The organism is Pseudomonas sp. W4I3, from assembly GCF_030816195.1.
In the GTDB taxonomy this organism is placed as follows: Bacteria; Pseudomonadota; Gammaproteobacteria; order Pseudomonadales; family Pseudomonadaceae; genus Aquipseudomonas.
The window spans coordinates 383,312-400,175 of sequence record NZ_JAUSXS010000001.1; the positions used below are offsets into that span (position 1 = coordinate 383,312).

A 16,864-nucleotide genomic window follows, 5' to 3' on the forward strand; every position below is an offset into this window, starting at 1 on the left:
CCATAGACAGCCTGAGAAAAATTACCGGAGCACAACGCGTTGGCTCCAGCGGTCGATCGTGGCACGATGGCGAGGTTATCGACCGAGACCCCAAACCATGCCGCAATCCCAAGCCAAGAATCTGTCCCTGATCGCTGCCATCGACCTGGGCTCCAACAGCTTTCACATGGTCGTGGCCAAGGCCCAGAACGGTGAAATCCGCATCCTTGAGCGGCTCGGCGAAAAAGTGCAACTGGCTGCCGGGATCAATGACGAACGTCAGCTCAATGAAGAATCCATGCAGCGCGGGCTCGACTGCCTCAAACGCTTTGCGCAACTGATCAACGGCATGCCGCCTGGCGCTGTGCGAATAGTGGGCACCAACGCCCTGCGTGAAGCGCGTAACCGCAACGAATTCATCCATCGCGCCGAGGAAATCCTCGGGCATCCGGTGGAGGTTATTTCCGGTCGCGAAGAGGCGCGCCTGATCTACCTCGGGGTTTCCCATACGCTGGCCGACACCCCGGGCAAACGCCTGGTGGCGGACATTGGCGGTGGCAGCACCGAATTCATCATCGGCCAGCGTTTCGAACCGCTGCTGCGCGAAAGCCTGCAGATGGGCTGCGTCAGCTACACCCAGCGTTATTTCAAGGACGGCAAGATCACGCCGGCGCGCTACGCCCAGGCCTACACGGCGGCGCGGCTTGAGATCATGAGTATCGAACACGCCCTGCACCGCCTGAGCTGGGATGAAGCCATCGGCTCTTCCGGCACTATCCGGGCCATCGGCCTGGCGCTCAAGGCCGGCGGCCATGGCACCGGCGAGGTAAATGCCGAAGGCCTGGCGTGGCTCAAGCGCAAGCTGTTCAAGCTGGGGGATGCCGAAAAAATCGACTTCGACGGCATCAAGCCTGACCGCCGCGCTATCTTCCCAGCCGGCCTGGCGATTCTTGAAGCCATCTTCGATGCCCTCGAGCTGCAACGCATGGACCACTGTGACGGCGCCCTGCGTGAAGGCGTGCTCTATGACCTGCTTGGCCGTCATCATCATGAAGATGTGCGTGAGCGCACCCTCAGTTCGCTGATGGAGCGTTATCACGTAGACCTGGAGCAAGCCGCGCGCGTCGAGCGCAAAGCGCTGCATGCCTTCGACCAAGTGGCCGACGACTGGGACCTGCAAAACGGTGTATGGCGCGAACTGCTGGGCTGGGCCGCCAAGGTGCACGAAGTGGGCCTGGACATTGCCCACTACCATTACCACAAGCATGGCGCTTACCTGATCGAGCACTCGGACCTGGCCGGGTTCTCACGCGAAGATCAGCAGATGCTCGCGCTGCTGGTGCGCGGCCATCGCCGCAATATTCCCAAAGACAAGTTTGCCGAGTTCGGCAAGGACGGCATCAAGCTGATTCGCCTGTGCGCGTTGTTGCGCTTTGCCATCCTGTTCCACCACATCCGCGGCACCCAGGAAATGCCCCAGGTGAAACTGCGCGCCGACGGCGACAGCCTGGAAGTGATGTTCCCGAAAGGCTGGCTGGACGAAAACCAGCTGACCCAGGCGGACTTTGCCCAGGAAGCGGAGTGGCTGACGCGGGTGGGGTTCAGCCTGAACGTGCGCTAACGCCCAGCGCAAAACAACTGTGGGAGGGGGCTTGCTCCCGATCGCGGTGTGTCAGTCAGTTGATACATTGACTGAGACACCGCCATCGGGGGCAAGCCCCCTCCCACATTTTTTGACGCGCGGACGGTCAGTTCACGGTCAGGATCGGGCTACCCAGCTTCTCCAGCAGCGTCGCCTGCGCACTGCGCGGGTTCTGATTGCCAGTCGGGGTGTTGCGCACGTACCGGCCGTCCGACTGCAGGCTCCAGCTGTGGGTGTTGTCGGTCAGGTAGCTTTCCAGTTCCTTCTTGACCCGCATGATCAGCTTCTTGCCCTCCACCGGGAAGCAGGTCTCCACACGCTTGTCGAGGTTGCGCTCCATCCAGTCGGCGCTGGAGAGGAACATCTGCTCTTCGCCACCGTTGAGGAAATAGAACACCCGCGTGTGCTCCAGGAAGCGGCCGATGATCGAGCGCACATGGATGTTATGCGAGACGCCGACAATGCCCGGGCGCAGGCAGCACATGCCACGTACCACCAGGTCGATGCGCACCCCGGACTGGCTGGCCTTGTACAGCGCGCGGATGATCTTCGGATCGGTCAGCGAGTTGAATTTGGCGATGATATGCGCCGGCTTGCCATCGAGGGCGAACTGGGTCTCGCGGGCAATCATGTCGAGCATGCCCTTCTTCAGCGTGAACGGCGCGTGCAGCAGCTTCTTCATGCGCAACGTCTTGCCCATGCCGATGAGCTGGCTGAACAACTTGCCGACGTCTTCGCACAAGGCGTCGTCGGACGTCAGCAGGCTGTAGTCGGTGTAGAGCTTCGCGTTACCGGCGTGGTAGTTGCCAGTGCCCAGATGCGCATAACGCACGATCTCACCGGCTTCGCGGCGCAGGATCAACATCATCTTGGCGTGGGTCTTGAAGCCGACCACGCCGTAGATCACTACCGCACCGGCCGCTTGCAGGCGGCTGGCCAGTTGCAGGTTGGACTCCTCATCGAAACGCGCCCGCAGCTCGATGACCGCGGTGACTTCCTTGCCGTTACGCGCAGCGTCGACCAGTGCATCGACGATTTCCGAGTTGGCGCCAGAACGATACAGCGTCTGGCGCACGGCCAGAACGTGTGGGTCTTTGGCGGCCTGGCGCAACAGGTCGACCACCGGGGTGAACGACTCGAACGGGTGCAGCAGCAAAATGTCCTGCTTGCTTACCACGCTGAAGATGTTCTCGCTGTTTTGCAGCAGTTTCGGGATTTGCGGGGTGAACGGCTTGTATTGCAGCTCCGGGTGACTGTCCAGGCCAGTGATGCTGAACAGACGCGTCAGGTTGACCGGGCCATTGACCTGGTACAACTCGGACTCGGCCAGGTTGAACTGCTTGAGCAGGTAGTCCGACAAGTGTTTGGGGCAGGTGTCGGCCACTTCCAGGCGCACTGCATCGCCGTAGCGCCGCGAGAACAGCTCGCCGCGCAGGGCACGGGCCAGGTCTTCGACGTCTTCGGAGTCCAACGCCAGGTCGGCGTTACGCGTCAGGCGGAACTGGTAACAGCCCTTGACCTTCATGCCCTGGAACAGGTCATCGGCGTGCGCATGGATCATCGACGAAAGGAATACATAGTTATCGCCAGCCCCCCCTACCTCTTCGGGTACCTTGATGATCCTTGGCAACAGACGCGGCGCCGGGATGATCGCCAGGCCAGAGTCGCGGCCGAAGGCGTCGATGCCTTCGAGCTCCACGATGAAGTTGAGGCTCTTGTTCACCAGCAACGGGAACGGGTGCGTGGGGTCGAGGCCGATCGGGGTGATGATCGGTGAAATCTCGTCACGGAAATAACGGCGCACCCAGGTCTTGATCTTGGTGGTCCAGTGACGGCGACGGATGAATCGGACCTGATGTTTTTCCAGTTCCGGCAGCAGGATGTCGTTGAGGATCGCGTACTGGCGGTCCACATGGCCGTGCACCAGCTCGCTGATGCGCGCCAGGGCCTGATGCGGTTGCAGGCCGTCGGCACCGGCTTGTTCACGGGCGAAGGTGATCTGCTTCTTGAGCCCTGCGACCCGGATCTCGAAGAACTCGTCGAGGTTGCTCGAGAAGATCAGCAGGAATTTGAGCCGCTCCAGCAACGGGTAGGACTCATCCAGCGCCTGCTCCAGCACGCGGATGTTGAATTGCAGTTGGGACAGCTCGCGGTGGATGTACAGGCTGCTGTCATCCAGGTTGGTGACCACGGCCACTGGCGCTGGGGCCGGTGCTTCGGCGGCCACCACAGGCGGAGCAGGCTCCAGCTCCGGCGGGGTCTCGGCGATTTGTTCAACCACTGGATGAGCGTCTTTTACGGCAACTTCTTTAAGTCCTTCGGTATTCATCGAGTGTTCCTGTGAGGGCTATTGTTGCTCTCTAAGCAATTGGGCAGCGCGGGCGGCGAAGTAGGTCAGAATGCCATCAGCGCCGGCACGTTTAAAGGCTGTCAGGGATTCGAGGATCACCCCTTCACTCAACCAACCATTCTGGATTGCGGCCATGTGCATGGCGTATTCACCGCTGACCTGATAGACAAAGGTCGGCACTTTGAATTCCTCTTTGACCCGGCAAAGGATGTCCAGGTAAGGCATTCCGGGCTTGACCATCACCATGTCGGCGCCTTCGGCCAGGTCGGCCGCTACTTCGTGCAAGGCTTCCTGACTGTTGGCCGGGTCCATCTGGTACGAAGCCTTGTTGGCCTTGCCCAGGTTCAGCGCCGAACCCACTGCATCGCGGAATGGGCCGTAATAGGCGCTGGCGTACTTGGCCGAGTAGGCCATGATTCGCACATTGACATGCCCGGCCAGCTCAAGGGCTTCGCGAATCGCCTGGATGCGACCGTCCATCATGTCCGACGGCGCCACCACCTGGGCACCTGCCGCCGCGTGGGACAAGGCCTGCTTGACCAGCGCATCGACGGTAATGTCGTTCTCGACGTAGCCGGCCTGGTCGAGAATGCCATCCTGGCCGTGTGTGGTGAACGGGTCCAGGGCCACGTCGGTGATCACCCCAAGCTGCGGGAAACGCTCGCGCAAGGCCCGAGTGGCGCGCTGGGCGATGCCTTGCGGGTTCCAGGCTTCGGCGGCGTCGAGGGACTTGAGCTCATTGGGCGTTACCGGGAACAGCGCCAGCGCCGGGATTCCCAGCTCAACCCAATGGGCGGCCTCTTCCAGCAGCAAATCGATGCTCAAGCGCTCCACCCCTGGCATCGATGCCACCGCTTCCCGACGTTTTTCACCGTCCAGCACGAATACCGGCAGGATCAGATCGTTCGTTGTCAGCACATTTTCACGTACCAGACGACGAGAAAAATCATCACGACGGTTACGACGCAGACGAGTGGCGGGGAATAGCCGATTGGCGGGGGTAAAGCTCACGACAGACTCCTGAGCCCGCGTTTACGGGCGAGCGGTGCAGTTATAAGCGGCCATTATGACGAAGGAATGACAGTTGTGCTTATCGATGCGACCTGTAGCCGCATTCGTCATTTATGTAGGAATTGTTCACTTCATGACACATCTCGATACTTTCATGAATCTTCGTGAAGGCGTAGGCTGCGCGTTCATTTCGCCAGCACCCTAGACCATGCTTCAACAATTTCTGCATGACTTCGGCTACTTTGCCCTCTTCCTCGGCACATTCTTCGAAGGCGAGACCATCCTCGTACTCGCAGGCTTCCTGGCGTTCCGTGGATACATGGATATCAACCTGGTGGTGGTCGTTGCCTTCTTTGGCAGCTACGCCGGCGACCAGCTTTGGTACTACATGGGGCGCAAACACGGCCGCAAGTTGCTGGCACGCAAGCCGCGCTGGCAATTGATGGGCGACAAGGCGCTGGAACATATCCGCAAGCATCCAGATATCTGGGTACTGAGCTTTCGCTTCGTCTACGGTTTGCGCACGGTGATGCCCGTGGCAATCGGCCTGTCCGGCTACCCTCCCCTGCGCTATCTGATCCTTAACGGTATCGGTGCGGCAATATGGGCGGCTGCGCTGGGGGCTGCGGCCTATCATTTCGGCGCAGTCCTGGAAGGCATGCTTGGCAGCGTCAAGAAATACGAGCTGTGGGTGCTGGGTGCCTTGCTGGTGCTGGGTTTTGGCCTATGGCTGCGGCGCCGCTTCAAGAATGCCCGCATCGCCCGCGAGGCGTGTGCGGCCAAGGCTCGGCTCGCTGCCGAACCCGCCCCGGTCGAAACACCTAAGACGCCAAGCGAGTAAACCGGCCTCTGCAGCAGTAAAGGCCGATCACGCTGAGCAAGCTGTAGCTCACCAGGGCCAGCCACCCAAGATGGCTGGCGGGCCACAACCCGATCCACGGGGCCAGCCCTACCAAAGGCACATTCAGCCCCAGGCGCACGCATTCCGCCTTGAGCGCCCACGGGCGACTTTCCAGCGCGACGCCCAGCGTGAACAGCCCCAGCGCCATCGCCCCCCAGCCCAGGATCAGCGCCGCCGTCGGCAGACGTTCGCCGAAGTTCATCAAATAGCTGCCAAACCCTACGTAAACCGCAAATTGCAAAGCGACGTAAATCTGCTGGCGCGTATCCAGCGGCACTTCGAATTTGCGGAACTGGGTCAAGTCCGGCTTGGCCATCGGGTACTTGGCTTTCACGTCTGCGGGGCGCCAGCCCGTGCGCATGAACCAGATGCGCAGCTTGTCCCAAAGGCTTTCAGTACGGCGGGCATCGTTCCACAACTGCGCATAAAACTGCAGGTTCGCCCACAGCGGATTCCAGCTGGCCAGGGGCGTGGTCACGCCGAAGACCACCGGCTCGTTGTCGTCCTCCTCCTGGAACGTGCCGAATAGCCGATCCCAAAAAATGAACACCCCGCCGTAGTTGCGATCCATGTAGAGGGCGTTCTGTGCGTGGTGGGCCCGATGATTGGAGGGTGTGACGAAAAACCATTCGAACCAGCCGAGCTTGGGCACGTGACGGGTATGTACCCAAAATTGATACAACAGGTTGAGCGACGCCACGCTGATGAACACCACCAATGGCACACCGAGCACGGCCAGCGGCAGGTAGAAGATCCAGCTCAGCAGGAAGCCAGTGCTGGTCTGACGCAACGCAGTGGTGAGGTTGTAGTCCTCGCTCTGGTGGTGCACTGAATGCGCGGCCCAGAGGATATTGCGCTCATGACCCAGACGATGCAGCCAGTAGTAGCAGAAGTCGTAGAACACAAAAGCGAATAGCCATGTCCCCACGCTCTGGGACGACAACTCGATCAGCGCCAGGTGCTTGAGGGCGAACGCATAGGTCAGCAGGCCCACACCTTTGGTCAGCAACCCCGTGGTAGTGGACAGCACGCCGGTGCTGAGGCTGTTGATCGCATCGGCCACTCGATAGTTGCGCGCACCGCGCCAACGATCGGCCAGCAGCTCAACCACGATCAAGGCAATGAAAAACGGCACTGCGTAAGGCACGAAGTCCATGGGCTAGTCCGGTCTATTTTTGTTACATCAGATTAGGTGCACTTGCGTGAGATCCCATTGGCAACAGGTTACAAATTAGTAGACATTTAACGCCATGAATCAGGAGAAATGCCCATGAGCAAAAAGATTGCAGTGATCCTTTCCGGCTGTGGCGTGTACGACGGTGCAGAAATTCATGAAAGCGTGATCACGCTGCTGCGCCTGGATCAGCGCGGCGCGCAGGTTGAGTGCTTCGCGCCGGATATTGCGCAGCTGCACGTGATCAACCACCTCACCGGCGAAGAAATGCCTGAGTCGCGCAATGTATTGGTGGAGTCAGCGCGCATCGCCCGCGGCGCGGTGAAGGCCATCAGTGAGGCCAACGCTGCAGACTTCGATGCGCTGATCGTGCCGGGCGGGTTTGGCGCGGCGAAGAACCTGTCCAACTTCGCCGTGGAAGGCGCTAGCTGCAGCGTCAACCCACAGGTCCTGGAATTGGCAGAAGCCTTCGCCGCAGCCGGCAAGCCCGTGGGGCTGATCTGCATATCCCCTGCCCTGGCCGCAAAAATCTACGGCCCAGGGGTCACCTGCACCATCGGCAACGATACCGACACCGCAGCGGCGTTGAACAAAATGGGCGCTACCCACCAGGAGTGCACGGTGGAGGAGATCGTCGAGGACAAAGCGCGCAAGTTGGTGAGCACACCGGCGTATATGCTGGGTAAAAACATCAGTGAGGTGGCGTCGGGCATCAACAAGCTCGTAGACCGGGTGTTGGAGCTGACCCACGAGAACGACTAACGTCCTCTTTCTGTAGGAGCGAGCTTGCTCGTGAAAAACCTGAGAACGCCGTGTTCATCCGAAGTGCCCGCGTCATCGTTGACTTTCTTCGCGAGCAAGCTCGCTCCTACAAAGGTTTCATCAAGCGCGTGAGGATTCGGTCGAGCGCGTTGGCAAACGCCTGCTTGTCCTTCTCGCTGTGCGGCGGCGGCCCGCCGCCCATCTGGCCTTGCTCGCGCAAGTCGGTGAACAGGTTGCGCACCGCCAGCCGCTCACTCATGTTCGCCGGGCTGAACTCCTTGCCGCGCGGGTCGAGGGCCGTGACGCCCTTCTTGACCAGGCGGTCGGCCAAGGGCACGTCGCTGCAGACCACCAGTTCGCCGGGCACGGCGTGCTCCACCAGATAGTCATCCGCCGCATCGGGGCCGCTGGGTACCACGATCAGCTTCACACAGGCAAAGCTGGGCTTGATCTGGCTCTGGCCCGCCACCAGCACAACTTCAAATTGGCGCTTGAGGGCAAATTTAACCACCTGATCCTTGGCGGCCCGAGGGCAGGCGTCCGCGTCGATCCAGACCCGCATACCTATACTGCCACTCGCTGCTTCTCGGCTAAGCGACTGCGCCCATACAGCACCACAATCGCCAGGATCGCCACGGCCTGCGCACTCAATGAATACGCATCGGCGTGGATACCCAGCCAGTCGAAGTCAAAGAACGCCACCGGCCGCGTGCCGAAGATGCCTGCCTCTTGCAGCGCCTTGACGCCATGCCCGGCGAACACCACCGACAGCGCACACAGCAGCGCAGCGTTGATGCCGAAGAACAGCGCCAGCGGCAATTTCGCCGAGCCGCGCAGAATCACCCAGGCCAGGCCCACCAGCAGCACCAAGGCGGTAGCGCCACCGGCCAGAACTGCGTTGTGCCCGGCCGGGCCGGCTTGCAGCCAGAGGGTTTCGTAGAACAGGATCACTTCGAACAGCTCGCGGTACACCGAGAAGAAGGCCAGCAGCGCAAAACCAAAGCGCCCGCCGCCGCCCACCAGGCTGCTCTTGATGTAGTCCTGCCAGGCTGCCGCGTGACGCCGGTCGTGCATCCACACACCGAGCCACAGCACCATCACGCTGGCAAACAGCGCCGTGCAGCCTTCAAGCAGTTCACGCTGGGCACCGCTGACGTCAATCACGTAGGCCGCCAACGCCCAGGTGGCCAAGCCGGCCAACAGTGCCAGGCCCCAGCCGACGTTGACGCTGCGCACTGCCGATTGCTGGCCAGTGTTACGCAGGAAGGCCAGGATCGCAGCCAGTACCAGGATCGCCTCCAGGCCTTCGCGCAGCAGGATCAGCAAGCCTGAGATGTAGCTCAACGACCAGCTCAGGCCATCGCTGCCGAGTAACCCGGCGGACTCGCCGAGCTTGCCCTTGGCCACGTCCAGGCGTTGCTGCACTTGGTCGATCGGCAGACCGTCCTGCAACGACTGCCGGTAGGCCATCAGCGCCTTCTCGGTGTCTTTGCGCACATTGGCGTCGACGTTATCCAGCGAGCTTTCCACCAGCTCGAAGCCTTCCAGATAGGCGGCTACAGACAGGTCATAGGCTTGTTCGTGGTCGCCGTTGCGGAACGCGGCCAGGCTTTTGTCCAGGGTGGCGGCGGTGTAATCAAGCAACTGCGCCGGGCCACGCTTGACCTGCGGCGGTTGCGCGCGCTGGGTGCGAAAGGTCGCTGCCGCCGCCGCGCCGTCTGCGGCCAGCACTTCGTTGGGCGTCTGGCGTGCCAGGTCAGCCAGGTTGAAGGCGTGTTCGCTTTTGGCTGCTGCCGGGTCAGTCGTGAAACTTGCGATGTAGGTAGCGAGGTCCCAGCGCTGGCGATCATCCAACTGGTCGGCGAAAGACGGCATGTCGGTGCCTTCGACACCCAGGCCCAGGGTGTTGTAGATCGCATAGAGGCTCAGGCGATCCAGACGCGAGGCATCGCGCAGGTTGGCCGGCGGCGGGGTCATGCCCATGCCCGCAGGGCCATCGCCGGCGCCCGCCGTGCCGTGGCACACGGAGCAGTGCTGGGCATACAGCGGCGCACCACGCGTTGGATCGGGGGTGATCGCTGGCGCCTGGCTGACTTCATACGCCACCGCCAGCTTGGCGCCCAGCTGACGAGCCTGACGGGCGACGCTTGCGCCGTCTGCATGGGCGGTGACTGCGGTGAGCAACTCAGCGACGCCCTTGATCAACTCGGCGCGCTCGGGCTTTTCCGGCAGCTGCGCAACCAACCCCTGCAACACACCGAGGAATTCCACCTGTTCGCGAAATTCCGACTCGTCCACCACCTTGCCCGCCTCCACTGTGGGTGGATAATCGGCGCCAATATAGTCCAACAGATGCAGGGCCTGGGGTGCGCCTTCGGCCGTCGCGGCCAACAGATTAAAGCTGCACGACATCAACGCCGGCAGCATCAGCCAGGCGAGAAAACGCAAGGAGGCAGTCATGAATGAATCTCAAGTGGAAATACGAAGTAACACTATTGTTGAGCTTTAACGGATTTGACTCAAGGTGTTATTTCGTCACGCCACAAAACCAATGTGGGAGGGGGCTTGCTCCCGATAGCAGGGTATCAGTCAGCTCATCTCTAGCTGAACCACCGCTATCGGGAGCAAGCCCCCTCCCACATTTTGATCCGGTTTCCTCAATTACGCCGTGGCGCGGTGCAGGCTGGCGAGGAACCCGGCAGCACCGACGAACAACCCGGCAAACGTGCGGTTGACACGCTTCTGCTGTTTGGGCGAGCGCAACAGGCGCAGGACTTTCGAGGCCAACCCCGTGTAACCGGCCATCACGATCATATCGACGCTGATCATCGTCGCCCCAATGATCAGGTACTGGATCGCCAACGGTGCCTGCGGGTTCACAAACTGCGGCAGCACCGCGAGCATGAACACCAACGCTTTGGGGTTACTGGCGTTGACCAGGAAACCGCGGAACATCATCGCCATCGGTTTGCCGATCGGACGTATTGCGGCCTCATCGGTCATGTCCATAGGCAACGCGCGCCATTGCTTGACGGCCAGGTATATCAGGTACGCCACACCAAACCATTTGATCGCATAGAACGCGGTTGACGATGCCGCCAGGATCGCACCCAGGCCGCCCGCCACCACCGCAATCTGCATCGCCAGACCCAGTTGCAGGCCAATGGCGTTCCAGTAACCGCGCACAAAACCGTACTGCAGCCCGCTGGACATCGAGGCGATGGCGCCGGCACCGGGGGAAAGGGAGATGATCCAACTGGCCAGGAAAAAGGCCAGCCACGTGTCGAGTGCCATTGCACACCTCAGGAAGGAGTTTTTGGTTGTGCCTTAAGCTAACGCCGCCGACCGGAGGCTGGCTATAAATTTTTACAGGATGTGATTTCTAACGGTCGCCAGGGAATACATGCGTACCGGGCCAACGTCGAACCGAGCGCTGGAAGAACAGGCTGTTGGGCACTTGCACCATCGCGCTGTCGGTGCCGGCTTCCTGCACCTCGATCAGCGTGGTGTAGAGCAGATTGATCGCCACGACGCGCCCTTTCACACCGGGTTTGTCGACAGTGTCCACCAGCTCGACGATGTCACCGAGGCGAAACGGCCCCACGGTGAAGATCAAAATGGCGCACAACAAATTGGACAATACGGACCACATGGCGAAGAACGCCACCGCCGCCACCGCCACAAACCCTGACAGCGCCGTCCACAGCACCGTGGCCGATACGCCCAGGCGACCCAATACGAAGATCAGCGCGCTGCCCATGATCAGCCAGCGCAGACCACCGCGCAGCGGCATCAGCAATTGTGGCGGGAACGGATAGCGCTCACCCAGACGGGTCAGGCCTTTGGCGACAAAACGCTGGGCAAGGTAGCCGGCCAGCAGGATCAGCAGGATTTGCACGCCGATCCACACAGGCTCGATCCATTGCGCCGGCAAGGGCAGTTGCAACGCTTCCATCAGGACAGCGCCTCCAGCTCCGCTTGCAGGGTTTCAAGCAGCTCGAGGGCCTCCATCCAGGTTTCCTCCAGTTGCCCTTCACGCACCTTGAGCTTGGCCTGCTCGGCCAGCAGGTCGCGCAGTTCATCCTTTCGCGCTGCCTCATACACGGCGCTGTCGCCCAGGCTGGTTTCGATCTTGGCCAGGCGCTCATGCACCTTGCCCAGCTCGGCCTCCAGCTTGTCGGCTTCGCGCTTGTGCGGCGCCAACTGCTGACGCAGTGCGGCGGCGGCCTGGCGCTGGGCCTTCTTGTCGGTCTTATCCGGGTTGACCGGCGTGTTACTGACCGGCGCATTGCGCAGACGGTAGTCGGTCAGCCAGCGCGCATAGTCGTCCAGGTCGCCGTCGAACTCTTCAACCTTGCCATCAGCCACCAGCAGGAAGTTATCGGTGGTGCTTTTGAGCAAGTGGCGATCGTGAGACACCACCAGTACCGCGCCACTGAACTCCTGCAGGGCCATGGTCAGCGCCAGGCGCATTTCCAGGTCCAGGTGGTTGGTCGGTTCGTCGAGCAGCAGCAGGTTCGGGCGGTCCCAGGCGATCAGGGCCAAGGCCAGGCGTGCCTTTTCACCACCGGAAAAATTCAGCACCGGCTCATCTATACGTGCGCCACGGAAGTCGAAACCACCGAGAAAATCACGCAGGGTCTGTTCGCGCTCGGTGGGTGCCAGGCGTTGCAGGTGCAGCAGCGGGCTGGCCTTGGAATCCAGCGAGTCCAACTGATGCTGGGCGAAGTAGCCGACCACGGTGTTCTCGCCGCGGGTCAGGCGACCGGCCAAGGGCTCCAGCTCACCTGAGAGGTTCTTGATCAGCGTCGACTTGCCCGCGCCGTTAGGGCCTAACAAACCGATCCGCGCGCCAGGTGTGAGCTGCAGCTTGACCTTCTCCAGGATCGTCTTGTCGCCGTAACCCAGGCGTGCATCCGACAGATCGAGCAAGGGGCTGGAGATCTTCACCGACTCACGGAACACGAAGTCGAACGGCGAATCAACATGGGCCGCTGACAGCTCTTCCATGCGCTCCAGCGCTTTGATCCGGCTCTGGGCCTGACGGGCCTTGGTGGCCTGGGCCTTGAACCGGGCGATGTAGCTTTCCATGTGCGCACGCTGCGCCTGCTGCTTCTCAAACGCCTGTTGCTGCTGGGCCAGGCGTTCGGCACGGGCGCGCTCGAAGGCGGTGTAGCCGCCACGATAGAGCATGATTTTCTTCTGTTCGACATGGGCAATGTTGTCGACCACGGCGTCGAGGAAATCCCGGTCGTGGGAAATCAGCAACAGGGTGCCCTGATAATTCTTGAGGAAGTCTTCCAGCCACAGGATCGCATCGAGATCCAGGTGGTTGGTCGGCTCGTCGAGCAGCAACAGGTCGGAAGGACACATCAGCGCCTGCGCCAGGTTCAGGCGCATGCGCCAGCCACCGGAGAAGTCGGCGACCGGGCGGTCCATCTGTTCGTTGGTAAAGCCCAGGCCGGCGAGCATCTTGCGAGCGCGGGCGTCAGCGGTGTAGCCGTCGGCGCTGTCCAGCTCCGAATGCAGGCGGGCTTGGGCGGCGCCGTCCTGGGCTTGTTCAGCAGCGGCGAGGTCGTGTTGTACCTGGCGCAGGCGCAGGTCGCCATCGAGCACGTAGTCGATGGCGATGCGGTCCAGGGTGTCGATCTCCTGGCGCATATGGGCGATGCGCCAGTCGGCCGGCAGCAGGCAGTCGCCCGAATCCGGGGTCAGCTCACCCAGCAACAGGGCGAACAACGTGGATTTGCCGGCGCCATTGGCACCGATCAGGCCGGCTTTGTGACCGGCGTGCAGGGTCAGCTCGGCATCTTCAAGAAGACGTTGCGGGCCACGCTGTAATGTTAGGCTTTGAAGTCGGATCATAATGGCGGCGGAGTCTACCAGCTTCGTTGGCCGCTGGCTTGGGTGTGAATATGTGCGCTGACCTGTGGAGCTTTGCCCTCTCGACTTATGCCCGCCCCGGTGTGGAGGCGGCGTGCCTGCGGTTGCAGGAGCAAGGAGCGGATGTGTGCCTGTTGCTGTGTGGCGCGTGGCTGGAGCAACGTGGTGTGGCGCGATTACCTGAACGCGTTGTGGCACTGCAACAGCTTGCGCGGCCGTGGCGCATGGACGTGGTTGAACCCTTGCGCAAGATACGCAGGCGATGGCGGGTGATGGCGCAGCAGGATGTGCAACTGGCAGCGTTACGGGAACAGCTCAAGGCAATGGAGCTGCAAGCCGAGCGAACCTTGCTGACACGCCTGGAAGCGCTGGCTCAGACCTGGCCGATCAACGAAGTAAATGGGCAATACGAATGGCTTGAAGGCCTGACGAGCGAAACCGTCGACCTTGACCACGACGCGCTGCAGCAGCTGCGCGTCGTGATCACCCGCACTTAGGAAGCGCTGGTTGGGGTGACGCTTGGCGCTACCGGTGCAGAAGTGCTGCTGGCCGATGCGGTTGGAGCGGAGGATGCAGTCGGAGTAGCGACAGGTGCTGCGGGAGTGGCTGGCTTTGCAGGTGCTGGTTTTGCGGCGGCTGGTTTTGCAGCAGCTGGCTTGGCAGCTGGTTTCGCAGCAGCAGGTTTGGCAGCTGGCTTGGCGGCTGGTTTTGCGGCTGGTTTTGCGGCAGCGGTTTTAGCAGCTGGTTTGGCGGCAGGTTTCGCAGCAGCGGTTTTTGCAGCTGGCTTGGTGGCTGGTTTCGCAGCAGCAGTTTTAGCAGCTGGTTTGGCGGCAGGTTTTGCAGCAGCAGTTTTAGCAGCTGGCTTGGCGGCGGGTTTTGCGGCAGCGGTTTTTGCAGCTGGCTTGGCGGCAGGTTTCGCAGCAGCGGTTTTTGCAGCTGGTTTGGCGGCAGGTTTCGCAGCAGCGGTTTTTGCAGCTGGCTTAGCGGCCGGTTTTGCAGCAGCGATTTTTGCAGCTGGCTTGGCGGCTGGTTTTGCAGCAGCAGTTTTAGCTGCTGGCTTGGCGGCTGGTTTTGCAGCAGCGGTTTTTGCAGCTGGCTTGGCGGTCGGTTTCGCAGCAGCAGTTTTAGCTGCTGGCTTGGCGGCTGGTTTCGCAGCGGCCGTTTTAGCAACTGGCTTAGCGGCAGCTTTAGCCGGCGCCTTCGCTGCAACAGCTTTGCTCGCTGGCTTCTTGGCTGCGACGACTTTTGCCGGAGTACGAGCACCCAGTGCCTTGGCTACGGCTTCCTTCACACGACCAACACCCTGGGCCAGTTTCAGGCTTTCCTGAGCGTCTTTTTTGAGTTGGGAGATGTAACTGCGGGTTTCAGCCTGGCGGTCCTTGAGAGCGTCCAGCAGGTCTTCAAGTTCTTTGACAGCGTCTTTGGCTTTGGCTTGTGCCTTGGCCTTGCCGGCAGTGGCAGCGTCTTGCAGTTTGGTACGGGATTTGTGCAGCTTCTCTTGCGCTTTGCCGCGTTGTTTTTCGAGTTTGGCGAGCAGTTTTTCTGCATCGGCCAAGGCCTGAGAACAAGCGCTTTCCAGATGTTCGAGCAAGCTGCCCGACAATTGTTGGAGTAAGTGCAACGGGGTATTTACAGGCTTCTGTTTGGCCGACATGGTTTACCTCCTGGCTGACGTGGGTGCGGCTCATACTAGCCCTCTGCTCTTACCGCCGCTAGGGCATGTTGACAGTATCAATTGCGTTGCGTTGCAACGTACGAAAATTCTTATCGATATAACAGAAAACTACGCCACTGCTCAGCCACTCACGCTGGCATAATCCGTCGCACTTTCGGCGGGAGGACACCCATGTCGCGTTACCTTTTCCTAGTGCTCGGCCTGGCGATTTTCACCGCCGATGCAAGCGAAACATCTCCTCCAAAAACAGCTGCCCAGGATCAACATGACCTCGCCTACAGCCTGGGCGCCAGCCTCGGTGAGCGCCTGCGTCAGGAAGTCCCGGACCTGCAGATCCAGGCCCTGATCGACGGACTCAAACAAGCCTACCAAGGCAAACCATTGGCGCTCGATAACACACGCATCGAACAGATTCTTGCACAGCACGAAGCACAGAACGCCACCGACACCCAAGCACCGCAGAGTGAAAAAGCACTCGCCGCCGAACAGCAATTTCTGTCCAGGGAAAAAGCGGCAAAGGGAGTACGTGAATTGGCGGACGGTATCTTGGTCACCGAGTTGACGCCGGGCACCGGCAACAAGCCGCTGGCGAATGATGAGGTGCAGGTGAAATACGTAGGGCAACTGCCCGGCGGAACCGTTTTCGATAAAAGCACGCAGCCGCAATGGTTTCGCCTGGACAGTGTGATCAGCGGCTGGGCCAGCGCATTGCAACAGATGCCAGTCGGTGCGAAATGGCGCCTGGTGATTCCTTCAGCGCAGGCTTATGGCGCGGACGGCGCGGGCGAATTGATTCCACCTTACACGCCCTTGGTCTTCGAAATCGAATTGCTCGGGACTCGCCACTGACCCCATAAAAAACGGTGCGACATGCGCACCGTTTTTTAATCGTGTTTCAACGCTTCATGCCTGAGTTGCAGGCTCTTCTTTATGAGCGTTGTGCAGCACTTCAATCAGGCAATCTTCCAGTTCAAAGCGCTCATGCAAGAGTGCGCCCAACTCCTTGAATTTTTCAGCAACACACTTCCCCGCATCGCACAGGTCAGTGAACGCCAGCAGCTTTTCGGTGATGACATCGATGCGTGGGTAAATGGTCTCTGCCAAGTCCAGGCCACGCTGATCATCGAAAGCCTCTGCCTCTTTGGTCAGTTGCTCATAGACACCGAAATGACCTGCAGACACATAGTCCACCAGCACCCCGCAGAAATCTTGCAGCGGCTCGCGCTTCTCAGCCAGTGCCTCGGGCTTGGCACCGAGAGCATCAAAGGCCCGAACCAGTTCGTGACGTGCTTTCAACCAGCTGTCGATCAGCTTGTGCACCCCACCCCAGCGTTCCTGAGCATTCTGACAACTTTCCAGCATGATGATCTCTCTTCCCTATAAGGGACGCTGCAGCCCTGCGCCTGCATAACACTTCAAGGTGAAAGCGGCGGCCGGGCAAGGCCGCGTCTGACAAGCGGTTTCGATAACGCGTGCGGGCCAGATTA

Annotated in this window: 15 protein-coding genes; 5 read left to right on the forward strand and 10 right to left on the reverse strand. The window is 60.6% G+C overall.

What is annotated here, in order from left to right:
• The first annotated feature begins 97 nt into the window (after positions 1 to 97).
• Positions 98 to 1,600 carry an exopolyphosphatase gene (ppx, locus tag QF045_RS01795; RefSeq protein WP_306490824.1) on the forward strand — a complete coding sequence of 501 codons (1,503 nt, stop codon included), beginning with the start codon at positions 98 to 100 and terminating at the stop codon, positions 1,598 to 1,600.
• Positions 1,601 to 1,727: 127 nt separating this feature from the next.
• On the opposite strand, the gene ppk1 is transcribed toward ppx, so the two are convergent.
• Both ppk1 and hemB read right to left on the reverse strand, forming a co-directional pair.
• Positions 1,728 to 3,950: a polyphosphate kinase 1 gene (gene ppk1, locus QF045_RS01800; protein ID WP_306490825.1), complete on the reverse strand. Its 2,223-nt coding sequence runs from the start codon at positions 3,948 to 3,950 to the stop codon at positions 1,728 to 1,730.
• Positions 3,951 to 3,968: 18 nt separating this feature from the next.
• A complete protein-coding gene (gene hemB, locus QF045_RS01805) occupies positions 3,969 to 4,982 on the reverse strand; it encodes a porphobilinogen synthase (protein WP_306490826.1) in 1,014 nt (337 codons plus the stop codon).
• 208 nt (positions 4,983 to 5,190) lie between these two features.
• On the opposite strand from hemB, the gene QF045_RS01810 reads away from it, so the two are divergent.
• Positions 5,191 to 5,823 (forward strand): DedA family protein, encoded by a 633-nt coding sequence (locus QF045_RS01810; RefSeq protein ID WP_306490827.1) that lies wholly within the window; start codon positions 5,191 to 5,193, stop codon positions 5,821 to 5,823.
• Here the strand turns inward: QF045_RS01810 and QF045_RS01815 are convergent.
• The gene (locus QF045_RS01815; protein ID WP_306490828.1) at positions 5,804 to 7,039 is read right to left on the reverse strand and encodes a sterol desaturase family protein; all 1,236 of its coding nucleotides are present in this window, start codon (positions 7,037 to 7,039) and stop codon (positions 5,804 to 5,806) included. The two genes, QF045_RS01810 and QF045_RS01815, sit on opposite strands and share 20 nt — an antisense overlap.
• A gap of 114 nt (positions 7,040 to 7,153) precedes the next feature.
• Between QF045_RS01815 and elbB the strand changes: the two genes are divergently transcribed.
• Positions 7,154 to 7,819, forward strand: a complete 666-nt coding sequence (elbB, locus tag QF045_RS01820) for an isoprenoid biosynthesis glyoxalase ElbB (RefSeq protein ID WP_306490829.1) — start codon at positions 7,154 to 7,156, stop codon at positions 7,817 to 7,819.
• A 106-nt stretch (positions 7,820 to 7,925) separates the two neighbouring features.
• Here elbB and QF045_RS01825 read toward each other — a convergent pair whose 3' ends face one another.
• The 5 genes from QF045_RS01825 to QF045_RS01845 all read right to left on the reverse strand — a co-directional run bounded on the left by QF045_RS01825 (position 7,926) and on the right by QF045_RS01845 (position 13,684).
• Positions 7,926 to 8,381, reverse strand: a complete 456-nt coding sequence (locus QF045_RS01825) for a YaiI/YqxD family protein (protein WP_306490830.1) — start codon at positions 8,379 to 8,381, stop codon at positions 7,926 to 7,928.
• Between the two features lie 2 nt (positions 8,382 to 8,383).
• On the reverse strand, positions 8,384 to 10,279 hold the full coding sequence (locus tag QF045_RS01830) for a cytochrome c/FTR1 family iron permease (protein ID WP_306490831.1): 1,896 nt from the start codon (positions 10,277 to 10,279) through the stop codon (positions 8,384 to 8,386).
• A 201-nt stretch (positions 10,280 to 10,480) separates the two neighbouring features.
• Complete coding sequence (locus tag QF045_RS01835; protein ID WP_306490832.1) at positions 10,481 to 11,113, reverse strand: LysE family transporter; 633 nt, start codon at positions 11,111 to 11,113, stop codon at positions 10,481 to 10,483.
• An 88-nt stretch (positions 11,114 to 11,201) separates the two neighbouring features.
• On the reverse strand, positions 11,202 to 11,774 hold the full coding sequence (locus QF045_RS01840) for a mechanosensitive ion channel family protein (RefSeq protein ID WP_057723361.1): 573 nt from the start codon (positions 11,772 to 11,774) through the stop codon (positions 11,202 to 11,204).
• Complete coding sequence (locus QF045_RS01845) at positions 11,774 to 13,684, reverse strand: ATP-binding cassette domain-containing protein (RefSeq protein WP_306490833.1); 1,911 nt, start codon at positions 13,682 to 13,684, stop codon at positions 11,774 to 11,776. The genes QF045_RS01840 and QF045_RS01845 overlap by 1 nt, the downstream gene beginning before the upstream one ends.
• A 50-nt stretch (positions 13,685 to 13,734) precedes the next feature.
• On the opposite strand from QF045_RS01845, the gene QF045_RS01850 reads away from it, so the two are divergent.
• Entirely contained in the window at positions 13,735 to 14,199 is a 465-nt protein-coding gene (locus QF045_RS01850; RefSeq protein ID WP_306490834.1) for a TIGR02444 family protein, read from the forward strand.
• Here QF045_RS01850 and QF045_RS01855 read toward each other — a convergent pair.
• Complete coding sequence (locus tag QF045_RS01855; RefSeq protein ID WP_306490835.1) at positions 14,196 to 15,356, reverse strand: AlgP family protein; 1,161 nt, start codon at positions 15,354 to 15,356, stop codon at positions 14,196 to 14,198. The two genes, QF045_RS01850 and QF045_RS01855, sit on opposite strands and share 4 nt — an antisense overlap.
• Before the next feature lie 192 nt (positions 15,357 to 15,548).
• Here QF045_RS01855 and QF045_RS01860 point away from each other — a divergent pair, with 192 nt between their 5' ends.
• Entirely contained in the window at positions 15,549 to 16,226 is a 678-nt protein-coding gene (locus QF045_RS01860) for an FKBP-type peptidyl-prolyl cis-trans isomerase (RefSeq protein ID WP_306490836.1), read from the forward strand.
• 54 nt (positions 16,227 to 16,280) lie between these two features.
• Here the strand turns inward: QF045_RS01860 and rsd are convergent, their stop codons facing one another.
• Positions 16,281 to 16,739, reverse strand: a complete 459-nt coding sequence (gene rsd / locus QF045_RS01865; protein ID WP_306490837.1) for a sigma D regulator — start codon at positions 16,737 to 16,739, stop codon at positions 16,281 to 16,283.
• Positions 16,740 to 16,864: the final 125 nt, after the last annotated feature.

Bases quoted from the DNA above. Each gene is read 5' to 3' on its own strand.
- QF045_RS01860 (WP_306490836.1), top strand. From the start codon at position 15,549: ATGTCGCGTTACCTTTTCCTAGTGCTCGGCCTGGCGATTTTCACCGCC.
- ppk1 (WP_306490825.1), bottom strand. From the start codon at position 3,950: ATGAATACCGAAGGACTTAAAGAAGTTGCCGTAAAAGACGCTCATCCA.
- QF045_RS01810 (WP_306490827.1), top strand. From the start codon at position 5,191: ATGCTTCAACAATTTCTGCATGACTTCGGCTACTTTGCCCTCTTCCTC.
- QF045_RS01835 (WP_306490832.1), bottom strand. From the start codon at position 11,113: ATGGCACTCGACACGTGGCTGGCCTTTTTCCTGGCCAGTTGGATCATC.
- elbB (WP_306490829.1), top strand. From the start codon at position 7,154: ATGAGCAAAAAGATTGCAGTGATCCTTTCCGGCTGTGGCGTGTACGAC.
- QF045_RS01830 (WP_306490831.1), bottom strand. From the start codon at position 10,279: ATGACTGCCTCCTTGCGTTTTCTCGCCTGGCTGATGCTGCCGGCGTTG.
- rsd (WP_306490837.1), bottom strand. From the start codon at position 16,739: ATGCTGGAAAGTTGTCAGAATGCTCAGGAACGCTGGGGTGGGGTGCAC.
- QF045_RS01825 (WP_306490830.1), bottom strand. From the start codon at position 8,381: ATGCGGGTCTGGATCGACGCGGACGCCTGCCCTCGGGCCGCCAAGGAT.
- QF045_RS01840 (WP_057723361.1), bottom strand. From the start codon at position 11,774: ATGGAAGCGTTGCAACTGCCCTTGCCGGCGCAATGGATCGAGCCTGTG.
- QF045_RS01815 (WP_306490828.1), bottom strand. From the start codon at position 7,039: ATGGACTTCGTGCCTTACGCAGTGCCGTTTTTCATTGCCTTGATCGTG.
- QF045_RS01855 (WP_306490835.1), bottom strand. From the start codon at position 15,356: ATGTCGGCCAAACAGAAGCCTGTAAATACCCCGTTGCACTTACTCCAA.
- ppx (WP_306490824.1), top strand. From the start codon at position 98: ATGCCGCAATCCCAAGCCAAGAATCTGTCCCTGATCGCTGCCATCGAC.
- QF045_RS01850 (WP_306490834.1), top strand. From the start codon at position 13,735: ATGTGCGCTGACCTGTGGAGCTTTGCCCTCTCGACTTATGCCCGCCCC.
- QF045_RS01845 (WP_306490833.1), bottom strand. From the start codon at position 13,684: ATGATCCGACTTCAAAGCCTAACATTACAGCGTGGCCCGCAACGTCTT.